This is a genomic window from Agathobacter sp. LCP21S3_B2, assembly GCF_052118705.1.
Classification (GTDB): domain Bacteria; phylum Bacillota; class Clostridia; order Lachnospirales; family Lachnospiraceae; genus Roseburia.
The window spans coordinates 65,903-85,274 of the sequence record NZ_JBQKGQ010000004.1; the positions used below are offsets into that span (position 1 = coordinate 65,903).

General features: G+C 43.4%; 20 protein-coding genes and 2 tRNA genes. 18 read left to right on the forward strand and 4 right to left on the reverse strand.

The genetic code is table 11. The annotated features are described in order from the left end of the window. The first annotated feature begins 20 nt into the window (after positions 1–20). The 5 genes from ACTQ1L_RS04080 (at position 21) to ACTQ1L_RS04100 (ending at position 2,875) form a co-directional block, all read left to right on the forward strand. Positions 21–968: a sensor histidine kinase gene (locus ACTQ1L_RS04080; RefSeq protein WP_441365529.1), complete on the forward strand. Its 948-nt coding sequence runs from the start codon at positions 21–23 to the stop codon at positions 966–968. A 101-nt stretch (positions 969–1,069) separates the two neighbouring features. Beyond that, entirely contained in the window at positions 1,070–1,336 is a 267-nt protein-coding gene (locus tag ACTQ1L_RS04085) for a type II toxin-antitoxin system Phd/YefM family antitoxin (protein WP_308500030.1), read from the forward strand. Further along, positions 1,329–1,592, forward strand: coding sequence for a Txe/YoeB family addiction module toxin (locus ACTQ1L_RS04090; RefSeq protein WP_321111077.1), 264 nt, complete (start codon positions 1,329–1,331; stop codon positions 1,590–1,592). Before ACTQ1L_RS04085 ends, ACTQ1L_RS04090 begins: the two co-directional genes overlap by 8 nt. A gap of 79 nt (positions 1,593–1,671) precedes the next feature. Next, positions 1,672–1,751 (forward strand) — tRNA-Leu (locus tag ACTQ1L_RS04095). An 83-nt stretch (positions 1,752–1,834) separates the two neighbouring features. Then, positions 1,835–2,875: a DUF3878 family protein gene (locus tag ACTQ1L_RS04100; protein WP_441365530.1), complete on the forward strand. Its 1,041-nt coding sequence runs from the start codon at positions 1,835–1,837 to the stop codon at positions 2,873–2,875. Positions 2,876–2,937: 62 nt separating this feature from the next. Here the strand turns inward: ACTQ1L_RS04100 and ACTQ1L_RS04105 are convergent. Both ACTQ1L_RS04105 and ACTQ1L_RS04110 read right to left on the reverse strand, forming a co-directional pair. Further along, positions 2,938–3,011: transfer RNA gene (locus tag ACTQ1L_RS04105), tRNA-Ile, on the reverse strand. 57 nt (positions 3,012–3,068) lie between these two features. Continuing rightward, the gene (locus tag ACTQ1L_RS04110; RefSeq protein ID WP_117714728.1) at positions 3,069–3,404 is read right to left on the reverse strand and encodes a GNAT family acetyltransferase; all 336 of its coding nucleotides are present in this window, start codon (positions 3,402–3,404) and stop codon (positions 3,069–3,071) included. 466 nt (positions 3,405–3,870) lie between these two features. On the opposite strand from ACTQ1L_RS04110, the gene ACTQ1L_RS04115 reads away from it, so the two are divergent. The 8 genes from ACTQ1L_RS04115 to ACTQ1L_RS04150 all read left to right on the forward strand — a co-directional run bounded on the left by ACTQ1L_RS04115 (position 3,871) and on the right by ACTQ1L_RS04150 (position 11,858). Further along, on the forward strand, positions 3,871–4,782 hold the full coding sequence (locus ACTQ1L_RS04115; RefSeq protein WP_441365531.1) for an ABC transporter permease: 912 nt from the start codon (positions 3,871–3,873) through the stop codon (positions 4,780–4,782). Positions 4,783–4,794: 12 nt separating this feature from the next. Then, positions 4,795–5,853 (forward strand): ABC transporter permease, encoded by a 1,059-nt coding sequence (locus tag ACTQ1L_RS04120; RefSeq protein ID WP_441365532.1) that lies wholly within the window; start codon positions 4,795–4,797, stop codon positions 5,851–5,853. Between the two features lie 15 nt (positions 5,854–5,868). Then, positions 5,869–6,873, forward strand: a complete 1,005-nt coding sequence (locus ACTQ1L_RS04125) for an ABC transporter ATP-binding protein (protein ID WP_015568957.1) — start codon at positions 5,869–5,871, stop codon at positions 6,871–6,873. Then, positions 6,866–7,858 carry an ABC transporter ATP-binding protein gene (locus ACTQ1L_RS04130; protein WP_441365533.1) on the forward strand — a complete coding sequence of 331 codons (993 nt, stop codon included), beginning with the start codon at positions 6,866–6,868 and terminating at the stop codon, positions 7,856–7,858. Before ACTQ1L_RS04125 ends, ACTQ1L_RS04130 begins: the two co-directional genes overlap by 8 nt. Positions 7,859–7,948: 90 nt before the next feature. Next, the gene (locus tag ACTQ1L_RS04135) at positions 7,949–9,631 is read left to right on the forward strand and encodes an ABC transporter substrate-binding protein (RefSeq protein ID WP_441365534.1); all 1,683 of its coding nucleotides are present in this window, start codon (positions 7,949–7,951) and stop codon (positions 9,629–9,631) included. A 226-nt stretch (positions 9,632–9,857) separates the two neighbouring features. Continuing rightward, positions 9,858–10,631, forward strand: coding sequence for a hypothetical protein (locus ACTQ1L_RS04140; protein ID WP_441365535.1), 774 nt, complete (start codon positions 9,858–9,860; stop codon positions 10,629–10,631). 33 nt (positions 10,632–10,664) lie between these two features. Next, complete coding sequence (locus ACTQ1L_RS04145; RefSeq protein WP_441365537.1) at positions 10,665–11,249, forward strand: hypothetical protein; 585 nt, start codon at positions 10,665–10,667, stop codon at positions 11,247–11,249. 21 nt (positions 11,250–11,270) lie between these two features. Beyond that, the gene (locus tag ACTQ1L_RS04150; protein ID WP_331675668.1) at positions 11,271–11,858 is read left to right on the forward strand and encodes a DUF1653 domain-containing protein; all 588 of its coding nucleotides are present in this window, start codon (positions 11,271–11,273) and stop codon (positions 11,856–11,858) included. Here the strand turns inward: ACTQ1L_RS04150 and ACTQ1L_RS04155 are convergent. Further along, entirely contained in the window at positions 11,831–12,283 is a 453-nt protein-coding gene (locus ACTQ1L_RS04155) for a CYTH domain-containing protein (protein ID WP_308656451.1), read from the reverse strand. The genes ACTQ1L_RS04150 and ACTQ1L_RS04155 overlap by 28 nt on opposite strands. A 172-nt stretch (positions 12,284–12,455) precedes the next feature. On the opposite strand from ACTQ1L_RS04155, the gene ACTQ1L_RS04160 reads away from it, so the two are divergent. Further along, entirely contained in the window at positions 12,456–13,001 is a 546-nt protein-coding gene (locus tag ACTQ1L_RS04160; protein WP_321111094.1) for a DJ-1 family glyoxalase III, read from the forward strand. 139 nt (positions 13,002–13,140) lie between these two features. Here ACTQ1L_RS04160 and ACTQ1L_RS04165 read toward each other — a convergent pair whose 3' ends face one another. After that, positions 13,141–13,341 carry an alpha/beta-type small acid-soluble spore protein gene (locus ACTQ1L_RS04165; protein WP_055273200.1) on the reverse strand — a complete coding sequence of 67 codons (201 nt, stop codon included), beginning with the start codon at positions 13,339–13,341 and terminating at the stop codon, positions 13,141–13,143. 267 nt (positions 13,342–13,608) lie between these two features. Here ACTQ1L_RS04165 and tig point away from each other — a divergent pair, with 267 nt between their 5' ends. The 4 genes from tig (at position 13,609) to lon (ending at position 19,357) form a co-directional block, all read left to right on the forward strand. Next, positions 13,609–14,940 (forward strand): trigger factor, encoded by a 1,332-nt coding sequence (gene tig / locus ACTQ1L_RS04170; RefSeq protein ID WP_441365539.1) that lies wholly within the window; start codon positions 13,609–13,611, stop codon positions 14,938–14,940. A gap of 86 nt (positions 14,941–15,026) precedes the next feature. Further along, positions 15,027–15,608: an ATP-dependent Clp endopeptidase proteolytic subunit ClpP gene (gene clpP / locus ACTQ1L_RS04175; protein ID WP_012741852.1), complete on the forward strand. Its 582-nt coding sequence runs from the start codon at positions 15,027–15,029 to the stop codon at positions 15,606–15,608. 68 nt (positions 15,609–15,676) lie between these two features. Beyond that, the gene (clpX, locus tag ACTQ1L_RS04180) at positions 15,677–16,948 is read left to right on the forward strand and encodes an ATP-dependent Clp protease ATP-binding subunit ClpX (protein WP_321111100.1); all 1,272 of its coding nucleotides are present in this window, start codon (positions 15,677–15,679) and stop codon (positions 16,946–16,948) included. A gap of 96 nt (positions 16,949–17,044) precedes the next feature. Continuing rightward, positions 17,045–19,357 carry an endopeptidase La gene (gene lon / locus ACTQ1L_RS04185; protein WP_441365542.1) on the forward strand — a complete coding sequence of 771 codons (2,313 nt, stop codon included), beginning with the start codon at positions 17,045–17,047 and terminating at the stop codon, positions 19,355–19,357. The last annotated feature ends 15 nt before the right edge of the window (positions 19,358–19,372 follow it).

Genomic DNA, 19,372 nt, shown 5'->3' on the forward strand with positions numbered 1-19,372 from the left:
TTTTGAATGAGGAATAAAACATGATTTGGAAAATACTGACTGTAATACTTGCAGTTTCGGTAGCTGTCTTAATAGCTGTGCTCGTAAAAATAAGGGCACAGCTTCGTGACATTAATGAACAGCTTGATTTTTTATGCGAAAAGGATACAAATATGCTCCTTTTAACCGATACCAACATGGCTGATATCGGAAGGCTTAAGGAGCGCATAAACAGATTTTTAGAGCAATGGCACAGGCAGCGTGAGGCGGCGGCAAAAAAGGAGCAGATGATATCTGACACGTACACAAACCTGTCGCACGATATCCGCACTCCGCTTACCTCGCTGGACGGCTATTTTCAGCTACTTAGGGATGAGACTGACAAGAGCGCGCAGGAGCATTATATAGATATCATCCAGGAGCGTATCACAAGACTTAAGGATATGCTCGAGGAGCTTTTTATGTTCACAAAGCTTAAAAATGACAGCTTCAAGTTGGAGCTTTCTAATTGCTGTGTCAGCAGACTTTTAAAGCAGACAGTGTTTTCGTATTATGAGGAGTGGAAAAAGCAGGGCATTGAGCCGTCACTTGATATATGTGAGGACACGATATTTATCACTGCAAATGTGCAGGCGCTCAGGCGGGTGTTTCAGAATGTAATAAAAAATGCGCTGGTGCATGGGCAGAAGAGCATCTGCATACAGATGAGGCAGCAGGATTCGTGCAATTGCAGGGCTTCAGATGACGAGCGTACTTCAAAAAATAGGATTGTCCATATTTTGGTTTCAAATGATGTAAAAAATCCTGATGATATAGACGTGGACAAGGTGTTTGAGCGCTTTTACAAAGCCGATGAGGCGAGGAGCATATCATCGAGCGGGCTTGGGCTTTCGATTGCAAAGGAGCTTGTGGAGAGAATGGGCGGGAGTATTGAAGCAAGACTTGAGGGGAAACGGTTTGTTGTGGAAATACAGTTTGAAAGTGAATAAGGTACTGAACAAGTTACTTCAAGATTGATTATTGACAGAAATAAATGTATATCATATAATTAAAGTACAGAAAACTGTACGTATCGAGTGGGGGTGTTATTATGTTGGCTGTCAATTATACAAATTTGCGCGAGAATATGAAAACATATATGGATAAGGTGACGGATGACTATGAGACAATGATAGTTACGCGAAAGGATAATCGTAACGTAGTTATGATTTCGGAGGAGTCATACAATAATCTTATGGAAAATGTTTATGTGATGGGGAACAAGGCTAATTATGACTGGCTGCTGGAATCAAAAAAACAGCTCGAAAATGGTAATTTTAAGCAGCATAAACTGATTGAGGTATCAGGTGATGAATAATGTTTTTACGGAAAATGGCTGGAAGGATTATGTATATTGGCAGACCGAGGACAGAAAGACTTTACGGAAAATAAATAATCTGCTTGAAGATATTAAAAGGAATGGAAATGAGGGAATCGGAAAGCCGGAGGCATTAAGTGGAGATTTAGCCGGCTTTTGGAGCAGGAGAATAAATGACAAGGACAGATTAATCTATAAGATAGATGATGAAAATGTATATATACTTGCCTGCAGGTTTCATTATGGGGATAAATAGAAGCTTTTGGAAGCTGACTTGTAATGTGATAAATAATGTTGACACACCTGAAACAAAATGATATACTGTCAAAGTGTTTGCGGGCATGGCGGAATTGGCAGACGCGCTAGATTTAGGTTCTAGTGGGAGACCGTGCAGGTTCAAGTCCTGTTGCCCGTACTATTTACAAGGGTTTCAGAGGTTTTTATTACTTCTGAAATTCTTATTTTTTTATCATTTTTCCTATACGAAAGGATACCACAATGCAGGCTTACAAGGATTTAGCAAAAGCTCTTCCTGGCTTAAAAGAAGATATGCCACGCGCATTTTACATGCTCGCAGAGCTCTTTGATTACGGTTCATTTGATATATGCAGAAGTGATGACAAATATATAATCCCATATATCATGAATGATGCGGTGGAATGCTATCTGACTTTGGAAAATGCAGTGTTAAAGGGCGATTATCATAGCGAGGAAGAAATCATTTCGGCATCGTTGGTTTTAGGAAGTGAAAAAGGTTATGGACTCATTCTGCACCAGCAGGACAATGTGGTCACACTCTGGTTTGATAATTTGCATGTGCATGAGGCATGCTTTAAATACCATGAAATAGGACATTTCTGGGTAAAGGGACAGGAGCAGTGGCGTATGCTTGTATATATGGTAGGAACAATCGCTGATAAGTATATGTACATGGGAAAGGAATACTGCAACGAGACAGAATGCTTTATCCAGAGCCTTATTTACTTTGCACCGTTTCGCAGATGGACACCGGTACCTGGCGATTTGATGGAGTATCATTTTCCGGCGCGTGTAGAGGGAATCGACATTATGGAGGAGCTTTGCAGGAAGGTTTCGGACACTGATTATCTTAAGCTCATTGCACGCTACAGGGCAAATCCATGTGAGAAAACGGAAAAGCTTTTAAGCAGACATTTAGCCGATGCAAAAAGAGTACCGCTTTATCAGTATATTTATAAGCTTGTGATAAAGGCATCAAAGGATTATCCGGAGAGAAATTACGGAAATCAGATAAATGAACGTATAAAAGAAAAGCGTAAAGCGCTTGAAAAGGAGCTGCTTCAAAAGGGATACACCGGAAAATACCCTGTGTTTTCAAAGAAAAATACGACTGTGCGTGTATTGGAGGAACAGCCCTACGTCACAGCAATTCTCGAGTGGGATGATTACAAATATAAGCAACAGCTCATGGTTTCTGAGTGCAGTGCCAAAAAGTATGATGGAATAAATGCGGGATTTTTTAAAGGAATAGGCAGACACGGACGCATTGTGCAGGTGTAGATACGCATAAAACAAAAGCCACGGAGCAATCCGTGGCTTTCATAATACGCTTATTACAAGGATGGGCTTGAGAAGACTCGAACTTCCGACCTCACGCTTATCAGGCGTGCGCTCTAACCGGCTGAGCTACAAGCCCTTGTGTTTTGCACAAAACGTATAGTACAATATTTTTGGTGAGAAGTCAAGAGTTTTTTTAGAGGTTTTCTCCATCTGTTTTATTTTTCGGATATTCGTTTGAGTGTGCACTAATGACCTCATTAATCCAGTCTACACACTGTTTTTTTCCGTCATCTGTAAATGGGAAGGTATTGTCAGTTTTTTTGCTGTCGTCAGTCAGGTCAAAAATATACGGCCCCGGCCATATCCATGCATGAAATATTGGTTCACCCTTTTCCTCGGGTGTATCCTCGGTGGCTTCCTTAAGGACAGGCTCCTCACGCTTTATGAGAAAACGCATGCCGTTCATCCAGCCGGTAAAGGTTGTTTTTTTATAGTAGTTGAGGTTGAGTGCATCGTCGTATGTAAGCATAGGTGGCTCCTTGATATATAATGATAAGTAATTATACACCAAATATCCGTTTAATGCCAGAATAACGCCGGTACTTAACAATTCAAAGTAATCATGCGCTGAAAACTAATATTTTAATGCAAAAATAAAAATGAATAAAAATGTATAAATAATGCTTATAAACTGCATAAATTACCCTTATTAATGAGTATTATAAAAAAATGACTAATTTTTATACAGAAATGAAAATTATATAGGAAAATATATCCAATTGACAAATTATGATTTCTGTGTATAATAAAAAAGAATTGTTCGCGTCAGAACGACAGTTGTATCAGATAGCAAGATTTGGGAGTGTGTAATGACAATGACGTCATTCGCACTTTTTTGCGTATTAGACAAAATACTTTGACGTGGTACAGTGATAATGCTTTAAAAAAATAAAAATAATGCATTATCGATACAAATCCAAGAGGGAGAGAAAAATATGGGTAAGTACATTGTAAAGAGAGTTATTCTCGCGATTTTTACAATCTTCATTATCAGTCTTATTACATTCTTTGCCATGAATGCAATTCCGGGTGGTCCATTCAATTCGGAGAAGGCAAAGAGTCCGGCGGTAATGAAAGAGCTTGAGGCACGCTACGGACTGGATCAGCCACTTATAGTCCAGTACAAGAACTACATGGCAGGCGTGCTGCACGGAGATTTCGGTGTTAGTCTTAAGACAGACCGTCCAATCTCAGAAATCATTGGGGAGAGCTTCCCGATTTCAGCGAAGCTTGGACTTTTATCGGCGCTCACTGCGATAGTATTCGGAGTGGTGCTCGGTTCGATAGCAGCGCTGATGCGAAACAGGTGGCCGGATCGAGTTATAGTATTCTTCGTCACACTGATTACGTCGATGCCGTCATTTGTCATCGCTACGTTATTACTTTATTTCTTCTGTATAAAGCTTGGTGTGGTGCAGGCCTTCAACTCAGGAAGCAACATGGTATTACTTCCGGTGCTGTCACTGTCACTTTCACCGATGGCATATATTACAAGACTTACAAAGACTTCAATGCTTGATGCACTCGGACAGGATTACATCCGTACGGCAAAGGCCAAGGGTGTACATCAGTACAAGATTATATTTGTACATGCACTTCGTAATGCGCTTATTCCGGTCATCACATATGTGGGACCTATGATTGGTGGTATCCTCACAGGTTCAATGGTTATTGAGAGTATTTTCAATATCGGAGGACTCGGTTCCAAGTTCGTAAGCTGTATCACAAACCGTGATTACACAATGATTATGGCCACAACGCTTTTCCTTGCTGTCATCATGGTAGGCGCTAACCTCATTACAGATATTGTATACAAAGTGATTGATCCACGTATTAAGCTTGATTAAGGAGAGATAAAGATGAAAGATAATATGAAGAGAGCACCTTTCTCCACACAGATTGACCTTAGTAAGTTCGATATGAAGGATTTTGCCAAGGCATCAGATGAAGAAAAACGCCAGCAGGAGGTTATGGGTGAGTCTACTACCTTCTTTAAAGATGGTCTTAAGAGACTACGCAAAAATCCATTGGCTATGGGTTCTATTATAGTTTTGGTTTTACTTATTTTGGTTATTCTTCTGGCACCAAAGATTGTGCCTTACGGCTATGCAGATATCGTTAAGGGTGCACAGAACTTAGGACCTTTCCAGTACAGCGAGGATGAGCAGGCACAGATTGATGCAGGTGAGAAGCTGTTCCCGCACATTTTTGGTACAGATGAGCTCGGAAGAGACTATTTTATCCGTGTTGTTTACGGAGCTCGTGTATCGCTGGGGGTCGGTGTGTTTGCATCACTGCTTGTGCTTATAATCGGTATCATTTACGGTTCCGTATCGGGCTTCTGCGGTGGCAAGGTAGATATGATTATGATGAGAATAGTAGATATCATTTATTCATTGCCGGATATGCTGCTCATCATTTTACTCGCAGTTGTATTAAATGAGGTGCTGACACCTGTAATAAAGGGTACAGTGATTTCAAAGCTCGGTGTCAACATGATTGCACTTTTCCTAGTGTTTGGATTGCTTTACTGGGTAGGAATGGCAAGACTTATAAGAGGTCAGATTCTTACCATCAAGCAGAATGAGTACATTCTCGCAGCAAAGTGTATCGGAACATCATCAGCCCGCACTATCAGAAAACACATTTTACCGAACTGTCTGTCAGTAATCATCATTACTACAGCACTTCAGATACCATCAGCTATCTTTACTGAGAGTTATCTGTCATTTATCGGACTTGGTGTTTCTTCTCCTATGCCTTCACTTGGTTCGTTGGCAAATACAGCGCGTGGCGGACTCCAGAGCTACCCATTGCGTCTTATTTTTCCGGCGCTTACGATTTGTATCATTGTTCTTACATTGAATCTTATCGGTGACGGCTTAAGAGATGCATTTGACCCTAAATTATCGAAATAGTAAGGAGTGAGTAAGATGGAAGATAATAAGTTTGTTCTTGAAGTATCTGATCTGCACACTACCTTCAAGACCGATAACGGAGACGTATCAGCTGTAAACGGTGTCAGCTTTAAGCTTGAGCCGGGAAAGACCCTTGGAATCGTAGGAGAGTCAGGCTCAGGAAAGTCAGTTACAGCATATTCAATCATGCAGATTCTTGCTGAGAATGGTGCCATCACAGGCGGCTCAGTAAAATATAAGGGTGAGGATATCACCAAATGGAACAAAAAGAAAATGGCAGATTTCAGAGGAAAATGCTGTTCAATCATTTTCCAGGATCCTATGACATCGCTTAATCCGGTATTTACGGTAGGCTATCAGCTTGAGGAGGCAGTGCTTCTTCACACAGACCGTACAAAGAAGGAAGCAAAGGAGCGCGCTATAGAGATGCTCACACTTGTAGGAGTAAATGAGCCTGAGAAGCGTGTAAATCAGTACCCTCACGAGCTTTCTGGTGGTATGAGACAACGTGTCATGATAGCTATGGCATTGGCCTGTGAGCCGGATATCCTTATTGCAGATGAGCCGACAACAGCTCTTGATGTGACTATCCAGGCACAGATTCTTGAGCTTATGCAGTCACTGCAGGAAAAGCTTGGCATGGCAATCATCATGGTTACACATGATCTGGGTGTCATTGCTTCAATGTGTGATGAAATCATAGTTATGTACGGTGGCCGTGTGTGTGAGAGAGGAACAGCAGATGCCATATTCTACAGCCCGGCGCATGAGTACACAAAGGGACTGCTTCGTTCAATCCCTACAAAGACCAATTCAAAAACCAGGCTTGTTCCTATCGGAGGCACACCAATCAATATGCTAAACATGCCAAAGGGCTGTGCATTCTGCCCTCGCTGTGATGCCGCTATGAAGATATGTCTCACCGAAAAGCCGGAGGAAATCTGGGTTGGAGAGGATCATCTCGCATCATGCTGGATGAATATTAAGAATATGATGGAGGAGGGAAAATCAAATGAGTAATGAGACAAATAACAACGAGTACCTGCTCAAGGTAGACCATTTGAAGCAGTATTTCCCTGTTCATGACGGATTTAAAAAGATGGAATTAAAGGCAGTCGATGATGTGTCATTTGCCATAAAGCCGGGTGAGACGCTTGGACTTGTTGGCGAGTCAGGCTGTGGAAAGACAACCGTAGGACGTACTCTTTTACGTCTGTACCAGCCTACAGCAGGACGCATTGAGTTCGACGGCAATGTATTGTTTGACAGTGAGAAGAAGATAGATGTGAATATGCATCCTTACCGTAAGCAGATGCAGATGGTATTCCAGGATCCGTATTCATCACTCAACCCTCGTATGACGGTTGAGGATATCATCGGAGAGCCTCTCGATGTGCACAAGCTTTACAATAGCAGGAAAGAGCGCCATGAGATGATTATGGATCTCATGGAGACAGTTGGACTAAACGCAGACCATGCCACACGCTATGCACATGAGTTTTCGGGTGGACAGAGACAGCGTATCGGAATAGCAAGAGCGCTTGCAGTAGATCCGAAGTTTATCGTATGTGATGAGCCGGTATCGGCACTTGATGTTTCGATTCAGGCTCAGGTAGTCAACATGTTTGAGGATCTGCAGAAGGAGAGAGGGTTATCATACCTGTTTATAGCGCATGATCTGCTTGTAGTGCAGCATATCTCTGATAGAATAGCTGTTATGTACTTAGGTCATATGATGGAGCTTGCAGATGCTGATGAGCTGATGGACAATCCAATTCATCCGTACACACAGTCGCTGCTTTCAGCGGTTCCGATTCCGGATCCTGAGACTGCCAGACACAGCAAGCGAATCGTGCTTGAGGGAGATGTTCCTTCACCTCTTCGCATGCCTAGCGGCTGTCCGTTCCGTTCACGTTGTAAATATGCGACAGAACAGTGTGCAGCAGCACGTCCGGAGCTTACAGACAGAGGAAACGGACATATGGTTGCATGTTTCAACCGCTAATATAAGGTTTTTACCGGCATATAGCTTAAGCCACATGTGCCGGTTCTAACATAAATTTATTTTTCATATTAAATAATAGGAGGAAGAAAGATGAAAAAGAGATTAGTAGCACTTACTCTTGTTGCAGCTATGGCACTTGGCATGACTGCTTGTGGAAGCAAGAGCAACAACAAAACAACTACTAACGACACTCCTGATACTGCTGTATCAACAGCGGTAGACTGGACAAGCTATGACGAGTTAGTAGATTCTATCCGTACAGAAACAGATCTTGCAAAGCGTGCAGAGATGATGCACCAGGCAGAGGATATGCTTATGGATACATGGTGTGTTATTCCACTTTACTACTACAATGACCAGTATATGCTCAAGGATTATGTAACAGACATATACTCAACAGTAGAGGGTATGAAATACTTCTACAATGCAAAGAACACAAAGAATGCCGGAAAGTTAAACATTTTCATGGCATCAGAGCCTGATCATATCGATCCTGCATTAAACAGTACTGTTGACGGCGGATGTCTTGCAGTAAACAGCTTTGAGGGTCTTATGCGTTACAACGCTGAGGGCAAGCTTGAGCCTGCATGTGCAGAGAGCTATGAGGTTTCTGAGGATGGCCTCACATACACATTCACAATGCGTGACGGTCTTAAGTGGTCAAATGGTGATGAGCTTACTGCAAAGGATTTCGAGTGGTCTTGGAAGAGAGCTGCAGATCCTAAGACAGCTGCAGATTACAGCTACCTTTGCGCAGTATTCGCAGGATATGATGATACAAAGGGGCTTGCTGCTGATGATGTAGTTGCTTCTGATGATGGAAAGACTCTTACAGTCAAGCTTAAAGCAGTTACACCATACTTCCTTGACTTATGTGCATTCCCATTCTTCTTCCCTGTAAACCAGAACTCAGTAGAGGGAAATGATGACTGGGCAAACGATGCAGGCGACAAGTTCGTTACAAATGGTGCATTCACACTCAAGGAGTGGAAGCATGATTCAAGCATGACATATGTTAAGAATCCTAACTACTGGGATGCTGACAATGTAACAGTTGATGAGATGAACGTAATGCTTACATCTGATGATGTTTCAGCTTACACAGCTTACCAGAACGGTGACCTTGATTTTATTGATTCAGTTCCTACAGCAGAGATTGAGGCAGCTAAGAAGACAAGCGAGTTCTACACAGTAGACAACCTTGGAACATACTACGCAGGCTTCAACATCAACTCTAAGCTTTACTCAGATCTTGGATTAGATGCTGACCAGGCTAAGGTATTCAGACATGCAATCTGTCTTCTTATCGATCGTCAGTACATTATCGATACAATCGCCCAGGGCGGACAGAAGATTGCCACAACATTTATCCCAGAGGGTGTTACAGATGGTAACGGTGGCGAGTTCAAGAACAAAGATTACTACGGCACAGATTACGATAAGAACTTTGAGGAGGCTAAAGAGCTTCTTGCTTCTATCGGATTATTAGATGAGAGCACAGGCCAGGTAAACCAGACTATCGAGTTCTCATACCTTGTAAACAACTCAGAGGCAAATGTAAAGATTGGTGATGCTATTCAGGCTGATCTTTCAAAGGTAGGTATCAACTTAAAGGTTGAGCAGCAGGAGTGGAACGTATTCCTTAACAGCCGTAAGGACGGACAGTTTGATTTCGCCCGTGAGGGATGGCTTATGGATTACAACGATCCAATCAACATGCTTGAGATGTTCACAACAAAATCAGGTAACAACGATATGCAGTTCGGTCGTTAATCTGATTTTGCTATCATAACAAAGCCGCTCGAGCCATTCGCACGACGATGCGAATAACATTCAGAGTATATAGGAAGTCATACAGCTATTGTATGGCTTCCTTTTTTTGCGTTTAAAGTGGGCTTTTCAGAGAGCTTTTCAGAGAGAAAAAAGGCTCTTTAAAAAAATATGATAATGGTGTAGAATTGTTATTATATAGTTTTAGAATGATGTTTGAGGGTGTGTGATGATTTTAGGACTAAGTGATACGGAAAAGAAATTTAAGACAGCGATGGATACGGCAGGTGCCGACATGACAGTGGTCAACAGCTGGCTTAAGCTGTATGTCAAAACCAAAAAGAATTCATCAGGGGTTGCAAAGCGCTATTATGGCGTGAAGACAGGCTTAAGCAGCCTGCTTTCAGATTTAAAGGAGCTTGAGCAGCTTGTTATAGGGTATTGTGAGCTCACAGGAACCGACCGGAAGCACTTTGGAGAGCTGATAAAGGCTTGCAAAGCGAAAAGCGGCATGTTTGACGATGAATTTTTAATCAGCAAGGTGGACACGGATTTTCACACGACTCTGGACTCTGTTGTAAAGCAGGGGGAGAGATATCTGTCATCCTTTGACAACGGTATCATTTTACAGAGTGAGATAGAGAATCTGATACACTTGACAAATGAGGGGCTTGAAAGGAAAAAGCCTGATTTGTTTGCTCTGTCATATTTCTATCTGGGGCACAGCAACAAAGAGCTTGCAGAGCTAAATTTCACACAAAAGACTAAGAGAGTGCATGAGATATATTACGAGGAGTTCTGGAAGGATATATTAAAGCAGCTTGAGGCATGTGTGAAGCAGGCTGAGGCCATAAATGATAAGTATGAGGGCACGACAGACCGGCGCACGGCAAGGATACTGTCGGAGCTTAAGCCGCTGCTTGTGGGTGTTGCAAAGCAATGGGAGCCGGAACAGACAGCAGAGTACATACTGCGCGATATGTGCAGGATATTCAGGGATTGACATAGAAAATGCAGATTGATAAAGGAGCAGAATATGAATATTATAATTTGGGTTATTATATTAGGAGCAATTTTTTATATTAATAAAAAATCAAAGAACGCAGGCAGCAAAAATACGCAGCCCAACAAACCGAGATCGCAGCAGAAGCAGATGCAGCAGATATGGAACAGCATGCAGAATACAGTTCAGTCGGGTATGAATGCATTGAACCAGACATATCAGCAGAAACCACAGCCACAGATGCAGCAGAGAGTACAGCAACCTCAGAGACCACAGATGCAGCAGAGAGTACAGCCACAGCAGAGACCGCAGCAGAGCAATCCGGATATAGTGCAGAGGGCCGTGAAAAATAACGCACGCTTTGCGGATGATACGACACAAAAAGAGATTGAGACTATGCACGGACATAGCGAGGCGCAGCAGAGGCTGGCTCAGGAGCACTCAAGAAATTGCCAGACACTGCATACCAAAGCGGCAGACGGTGCAAAGATTATGGAAGCTGAGACACAGAGCATGTTTGGCAGTGTTGATGATCTGATTGCCATGGGATACAGCGGCAATCTGGAGTTTGAGAGAGATTTCCTTGGGGAAGGCTTAGACATGATTAACAACTTTTAAATAATAGGAAAAGAGGCAGAAATGATGGACAGAACACCAAAGCCCGGAGAGTTTTACAGGCACTTTAAGAATAAGCTGTATCAGATAGTTACAGTGGCAACACATTCAGAGACAGGGGAAAAGCTGGTAATTTATCAGGCTTTATATGATAATTTTGGAGTATATGCCAGACCACTTGACATGTTTGTAAGTGAGGTGGATCATGAGAAATATCCTGATGTGAAGCAGAAATACAGGTTTGAGAGGATTACGCCACAGACGAAGCAAACGGATACGCAGGTAAAGAGTGAGGCTGTCAGGCAGTCTGCAGCTAAGATGCCGGAAGCCGGAAGTGTACAAGTGCAGACAAGTAAAGCGCAGGTAGCAGATGCAGATGATGACCAGGCACCAAATCCGCAGCTTATAAAGTTTCTCGATGCGGATACCCTTGAGGAAAAATACAACATCCTTGTATCAATGAGTGATACTATTACAGACAGGCTGCTTGATGATATGGCTGTAGTGATGGATGTTGTACTTCCTGAGGCTCCTTTAATGGAGAGATATGAGGATTTGAAAAATATTATCAGAACCCGTCAGCATTATGAGTTTGCCAACCGGCTCAGATAGCTGTTGTGATATTTACCGGATTCGGTGACATCCTCGCCAAACCAGTCAGGGGCTGCGAATTCATTTGCTGCGTCAACAGAGTCGAATTCGACCTCCACAAGTGTAAGAGGAGCCAGATCACCCTCAAATACATCAAGCTCTGCGGTCAGGCCACCGTCAAGAGGTATGAGATAGCGTGTCTTTTCGATGAGTCGGCCGTCAATCTTTTGGACAAGATGGTCGTAGGCTTCTTTTGTGAGAGGAAGATTGTACTCCTCGCGCACCATAAGCCCGGCTCCCTTGTAGGTCATATAATAGCTGTCATTTGAGCGTCTGACCCTGACAACAGGAGAGGTGCACAGATAGCCCTGGGCGATTTTTTTGCTCGCGTAGCTGTCTAAATTGGAAGGAAGCTGTTTAAGTAAGTATTTTCTTTCGATTTCCATGGTATATCCTTTCGGGTTATGTGTGGGTTTATTGTTACACATATCTGATTATAATGACCGGTACTTAAAAATTCAAGCGGTGAATCCAGGCTTATGAGCAGTAACTTTTTATAGGTGTTACTGATATGCAGTAATTTCTATAGTATTATTAGAGAAAAAGAAGGAGAAAAATATGAGTAAAGTAGGAATTTTTATGGCAGACGGCTGTGAGGAGATTGAAGGACTTACAGTGGTCGATATAGTTAGAAGAGCAAAGCTTGAGATTGAGACCATATCAATCACAGAAAAAGCAGAGGTGACAAGCTCGCATCAGGTGACATTTAAGACAGATACCACAAAGGCGCAGGCTGACTTTGACAGCTATGATGCAATCGTACTGCCGGGAGGCATGCCGGGTACATTAAACCTGGGTGCGGATGAGATCGTGGTAAAGACTATTAAGAGCTTTGCCACTGAGGGAAAGCTTGTTGCAGCAATATGTGCAGCGCCTAGCGTGCTCGGTGAGAATCATATACTTGAGGGAAAAAAGGCTACATGCCATCCGGGCTTTGAGGAGAAGCTTCTCGGTGCACAGTGGCTTGAGCAGCCTGTAGTTGTGGACGGCAACGTGATTACAAGCCGTGGAATGGGAACAGCTATTGCGTTTGCACTCGAGATTGTCAGATACTTCACAGACGATGCCACAGTAGAGCATATTCGACAGGGACTGGTATACTAATACAACATTCAGCAAATAATCAGACCGGCATGATTAGTATGATTAAAGGGTCAAAAGGTATCATTAGTATTATAACAAAAGAGGTCACACACCAAACCCCATGGTGTGCGGCCTCTTTTTGTGCTTGTTATTGCAGAGTTTATTTCATCTGCTGCTCCTGCTTCATGATCATCTGCTTGACCATCTCGCCACCGATTGAACCGGCCTGCTTAGAAGTAAGGTCACCGTTGTAGCCCTCCTTTAAAGGAACTCCAAGCTCAGAAGCAACCTCTTCCTTGAAACGGTTCATAGCCTCTTTTGCCTCCGGTACAGAAGCTTTTTTACTACTTGATGCTGCCATAATACAATACCTCCTTTTAAAACGTTATACACAAGCTGTATGTGTATGGAAATATTATGCCGTAAAATGACAAAAATATGTTTTGGTATTGCTGACAATTTATGGAATTATACACAAAAGCAAATTTAATGTAAAAAACACTGGAAATAGTGGATTTGTTGTGTTATAATCATCCAATGACTGGGCTTAGCAGTTTAAAAAGCATGCCCACATTACATTTGATGTACATACCATTCATATATATTTTTAAGGAGGATAACGATTGACATGAGTGTACAGGTTGAGAATTTAGAGCATAATATGGCGAAGCTTACTATTGAGGTAGCAGCCGAGGAATTAGAGAAAGCATTGGATTCTGCATATCAGAAGCAGAAGAAACAGATTAGTGTACCTGGATTCCGTAAAGGAAAAGTGCCAAGAGCTATGATTGAGAAAATGTATGGAGCAGGTGTGTTCTACGAGGATGCAGCAAATATCCTTATGCAGCAGACATACGCAGGTGCGGTTGACGAGAGTGGTGTTGACATTGTTTCACGTCCTACAGTTGAGGTTACTCAGATTGAGAAGGGACAGCCTTTCATCTACACAGCAGAGGTTGCTGTAAGACCTGAGGTTACTCTTGGTAAGTACATGGGCGTTACAGTTACAAAGATTGACACATCAGTTTCTGATGAAGAGGTTGACGCTGAGCTTGAGAACCAGAGAAACAAAAATGCAAGAACAGTTACAGTTACAGATCGTCCTGTAGCAGAGGGAGATACAGCAGTTATCGACTTCGAGGGATTTGTTGACGGAGTAGCTTTCGATGGTGGAAAGGGTGAGAATCATCCATTAGAGATCGGTTCACACACATTCATTGATACATTCGAGGATCAGTTAGTAGGAAAGAACACAGGCGATGAGGTTGAGGTCAATGTAACATTCCCTGAGCAGTATCAGGCAGCAGACCTTGCAGGAAAGCCGGCAACATTCAAGGTTAAGATCAACGAGATCAAGGCTAAGGAGCTTCCTGAGCTTGATGATGAGTTTGCACAGGATGTAGCAGGTGTTGATACATTAGCTGAGTACAAAGAGGAAATCAAGAAGAACCTCACAGAGAAGAAAGAGACAGAAGCTAAGAAGACTAAAGAGGATGAGGCTATCCAGAAGATTATCGACAAGTCAAAGATGGATCTTCCTGAGGCAATGATTGAGACACAGTGTGAGACAATGGTTGAGGAGTTCGCTCAGAGAATCGCACAGAGCGGTCTTACAATGGAGCAGTACTTACAGTTCTCAGGCATGACAGTTGACCAGCTTAAAGATCAGGTTCGTCCGGAGGCTACAACACGTATCCAGAGCAGCCTTGTACTTGCGCAGATTGCCAAGGAGGAGAATATCGAGGTTACTGATGCAGATATCGATGCTGAGGTAGAGAAGATGGCTAAGGCATACGGCATGGAGGCTGATAAGCTTAAAGAGTACATGGGAGATGCTGAGAAAGAGTCTATGAAGAAAGACCTCGCTATCACAAAGGCTGTAGATCTTGTCATGGACAACGTTAAAGAGCGTGCAAAGGCAAAGAGAAAGGCTGATGCAGAGGAGTCTACAGAAGAATAAGATTTTTGAATCAAAATTTGATGGACTGGCTCAGAAGCCTATTTTCTGAGCCGGTCTTTTGAACTTTTATAAAGGAGGCATTTTATATGAGTTTAGTACCATATGTCATTGAACAGACCAGCAGAGGAGAGCGCAACTACGACATTTACTCCAGATTATTAAAAGACCGTATCATTTTCCTTGGTGAGGAAGTAAACGAGACAACAGCCAGCCTTGTTGTTGCCCAGCTTTTATTCCTTGAGTCTGAGGATCCAAATAAGGACATCCACCTTTACATCAATTCACCGGGTGGAATGGTTACAGCAGGACTTGCTATTTACGATACTATGCAGTACATCAAGTGTGATGTATCAACAATCTGTATAGGTCTTGCAGCCAGCATGGGCGCTTTCCTGCTTGCAGGTGGTGCAAAGGGCAAGAGATATGCTCTTCCAAATGCAGAGATTATGATTCATCAGCCATCGGGCGGTGCAAAGGGTCAGGCTACAGAGATTCAGATTGCAGCAGAGAATATCTTAAAGACAAAGAAGAGATTAAACGAAATTTTAGCAGCCAATACAGGCAAGCCATATGAGACAATCGCAGCAGATACAGAGCGTGACAACTATATGTCAGCACAGGAAGCAGCAGAGTATGGTCTCATAGACAGTGTAATAACAAACAGATAATCAGAAGTTAGATGAATTTAAGAGGGTACCCCGTATGGGATGCCCTCATGCAATAAAAGGAGTTAATAATGGCAGGAAAAAACGACGGAAAGATTCGCTGCTCATTTTGCGGTAAGACACAGGACCAGGTAAATCGTTTGATTTCCGGACCTAATGGAGCTTTTATCTGCGATGAGTGTATAGATATATGTGCCGAGATTCTTGAGGAGGAAGGCGTAGAAGGCCATGAGAGCAATGGCAGCGCTAAGGATGATATAAATCTCGTTACTCCGGAGGAGCTTAAGGCATTTCTGGATGATTATGTAATAGGACAGGACCAGGCCAAGAAGGTGCTTTCGGTTGCTGTTTACAATCACTACAAGAGAGTACTGGCTGGAGATACATCGGATGTTGAGCTGCAGAAGAGTAATATTCTCATGCTTGGACCTACAGGCTCAGGAAAGACACTTCTTGCGCAGACACTTGCCAGAGTGATAAATGTTCCGTTTGCCATCGCAGACGCTACAACACTCACAGAGGCAGGATATGTAGGTGAGGATGTGGAGAATATCCTCTTAAAGCTTATTCAGGCGGCAGATTATGATATCGGGCGTGCAGAGCATGGTATCATTTATATAGATGAGATAGACAAAATCACAAAGAAATCAGAGAATGTCTCAATCACCAGAGATGTGTCAGGTGAGGGTGTGCAGCAGGCTCTTTTAAAGATTCTTGAGGGTACAGTGGCATCTGTACCGCCACAGGGCGGCAGAAAGCATCCACAGCAGGAGCTTATCTCTATTGACACTACGAATATACTTTTTATCTGCGGTGGAGCATTTGACGGTCTGGAGAAAATCATCGACAGCCGTATGGATACATCATCTATAGGCTTCAATTCAGATGTAAAGTCAAAGACAGAGCTCAATGTGGGAGAGGCATTTAAGCATGCACTGCCACAGGATTTTGTGAAGTTTGGACTGATTCCAGAGTTTATAGGACGTGTACCTATCACAGTTTCACTTGAGGCACTCGACAGGGATGCACTTATCCGTATACTTAAGGAGCCTAAGAACTCACTTATCAAGCAGTACACAAAGCTCTTGGAGCTTGACGGAGTCGGCCTTGAGTTCACGGATGATGCAGTCAATGCCATCGCTGACAAGGCACTTGAGAGAAAGACAGGAGCCAGAGGTCTTCGTGCCATCATGGAGGCAGTTATGCTTGACCTTATGTATCGTATACCGTCAGACAAGAGCATCAGCAGGTGCGTGATCGACAAGGATACGGTGGAGAATAACTTAAAGCTCGATGGTGAGTGTGTGCCGGAGGCATATATCGAGGAAAAGGCAGCATCGTAAATACATGGTGGTATTTTACCAAAGATACAGCATCAGATAATATAAATTGCACAGCGGCTTGTTTTGCCCGCTGTGCAATAAATACAGGAGATACAAGTGGAAGAACAGATTATTAATATGCCTGCAGTAGCGCTGAGAGGGCTTACTATCCTGCCGGGAATGATTGCTCATTTCGACGTCAGCAGAGAGCGCTCACTTCGTGCTATCGAGGAGGCTATGGAGCAGGATCAAAGGATTTATCTTGTCACACAAAAGAATTTGGACAGGGAGGACCCGACTCAGGAAGACCTCTATCAGATGGGAATAGTGGCCGACATTAAGCAGGTTGTCAGACTTCAGAATGATGTTGTGAGAATACTTGTAGATGGAATAAGCCGGGCAAAGCTGCTTGGCTTTACCGGTTGTGAGAAGTACCTTGAGGCAGAAATCTGTTATTTTGACAGTAATAAAGACAGCCTGCCGGAGGATCTCAGGGAGGCTATGCTTCTCGGAGTCAGAGAGGCTTTTCACAGATATGCGGCAGTCATCGGCAAAATCAGCAAGGAGCTTATCAGACAGATAGATCAGAATGAGGATCTTGAAAAGCTCATAGACTATGTCACCAACAATCTGCCGGTGTCATATGAGCTGAAGCAGCAGGTGCTTGAGGCAGAGGATATCAATGACAGATATCAGGTTATAGTCTCATTACTTCTCTCCCAGGTGGAGGTTATTTCCATAAAGAATGAGCTTCAGAAAAAAGTAAAGGTTCGTGTGGATAAGCATCAGAAGGAGTATGTGCTTCGTGAACAGCTCGGCGTGATACGCGAGGAGCTGGGCGAGAATGCTGACTCGGAGGCTGATGAATATGAGAAAAAGCTATCTGAGTTAGATGTGCCTGACTACGTAAAGGAAAAGACGAAAAAAGAGATAAAGCGCTTTAGAAATATGAGCAGCAGCTCATCAGAGAGCACGGTTGAGAGAGGCTATATAGAGACTGTACTTGAGCTTCCATGGAACAAAATGTCTGTGGACAACAAGGATCTTGACCATGCAGCAAAGGTACTTGATGATGATCACTACGGATTAAAGGACGTCAAGGAGAGGATACTTGAGTTTCTGGCAGTCAGAAACCTGACTAGCAAGGGAGAGAGTCCTATAATTTGCCTTGTAGGTCCTCCGGGAACCGGAAAGACAAGCATAGCTCGCTCAATTGCGGCTGCACTGGAGAAAAAATACGTGCGTATTTCTCTTGGCGGTGTGCGCGATGAGGCAGAAATTCGTGGACACAGAAAGACATATATCGGTGCCATGCCGGGCCGTATAGTAAATGGCTTAAGACAGGCAGGCGTTTCAAATCCTCTCATGCTGTTGGATGAGATAGATAAGGTGTCAAGTGACTACAAGGGTGACACATCAGCCGCTCTTCTTGAGGTGCTTGACAGTGAGCAGAACTGCAAATTCAGGGATCATTACATTGAGATGCCTGTAGATTTGTCGGAGGTGCTTTTTATTGCAACTGCAAATGAGGTTTCAGGCATTCCAAAGCCGCTTCTTGACAGGATGGAGCTTATCGAGGTGTCAAGCTACACTGAAAATGAGAAGTTTCACATCGCAAAGGAGCACCTGGTTGAGAAGCAAAAGAGCAAAAACGGAATTAAAAAGGAACAGCTTACGATAACAGACGGTGCTTTAAAGGACATCATCAGGCTGTACACCAGAGAGGCCGGAGTCAGAAGCCTTGAGAGGACTATCGGCAAGCTGTGCCGCAAGGCTGCAAGAGAAATCTTTAAGGATAGCGAAGCGGCTATAAAGGTTACAAAGACCAATCTAAAGACATATCTGGGCAATCCGAAGTACAGCCCGGAGAAGAAAAATGATCACGCTGAGGTGGGAATCGTAAGAGGACTCGCATGGACCAGCGTGGGCGGTGTCACACTCGAGGTCGAGGTGAATGTGCTGCCGGGCAAGGGTGAGCTTGTTCTCACAGGTAAGCTTGGTGATGTGATGAAGGAGTCGGCACAGGCGGCACTTAGCTATGTGCGCTCAATAAGCGAAGGATATGGCATTGATGCAGAGTTTTATACGAAGCATGACATCCATATACATATTCCCGAGGGAGCAGTGCCGAAGGACGGTCCATCCGCAGGCATTACTATGGCGACAGCCATGCTCTCGGCTATTACAGACAGAGCTGTCAGGGCAGATGTAGCCATGACAGGCGAGATAACACTGCGCGGCAGGGTGCTTCCGATAGGAGGACTCAAGGAAAAGCTGCTTGCAGCCAAAGTAATCGGAATAAAAACAGTGTGTATTCCAAAGGATAATGAAAAGGACCTGGAGGAGATTTCAAAGGAAATAACAGACGGCATGGAAATAGTGCCGGTGGAGAAATTTTCACAGGTAGAGAAGATTGCATTTGTAAAATAAGAATGAGGAAGAGAT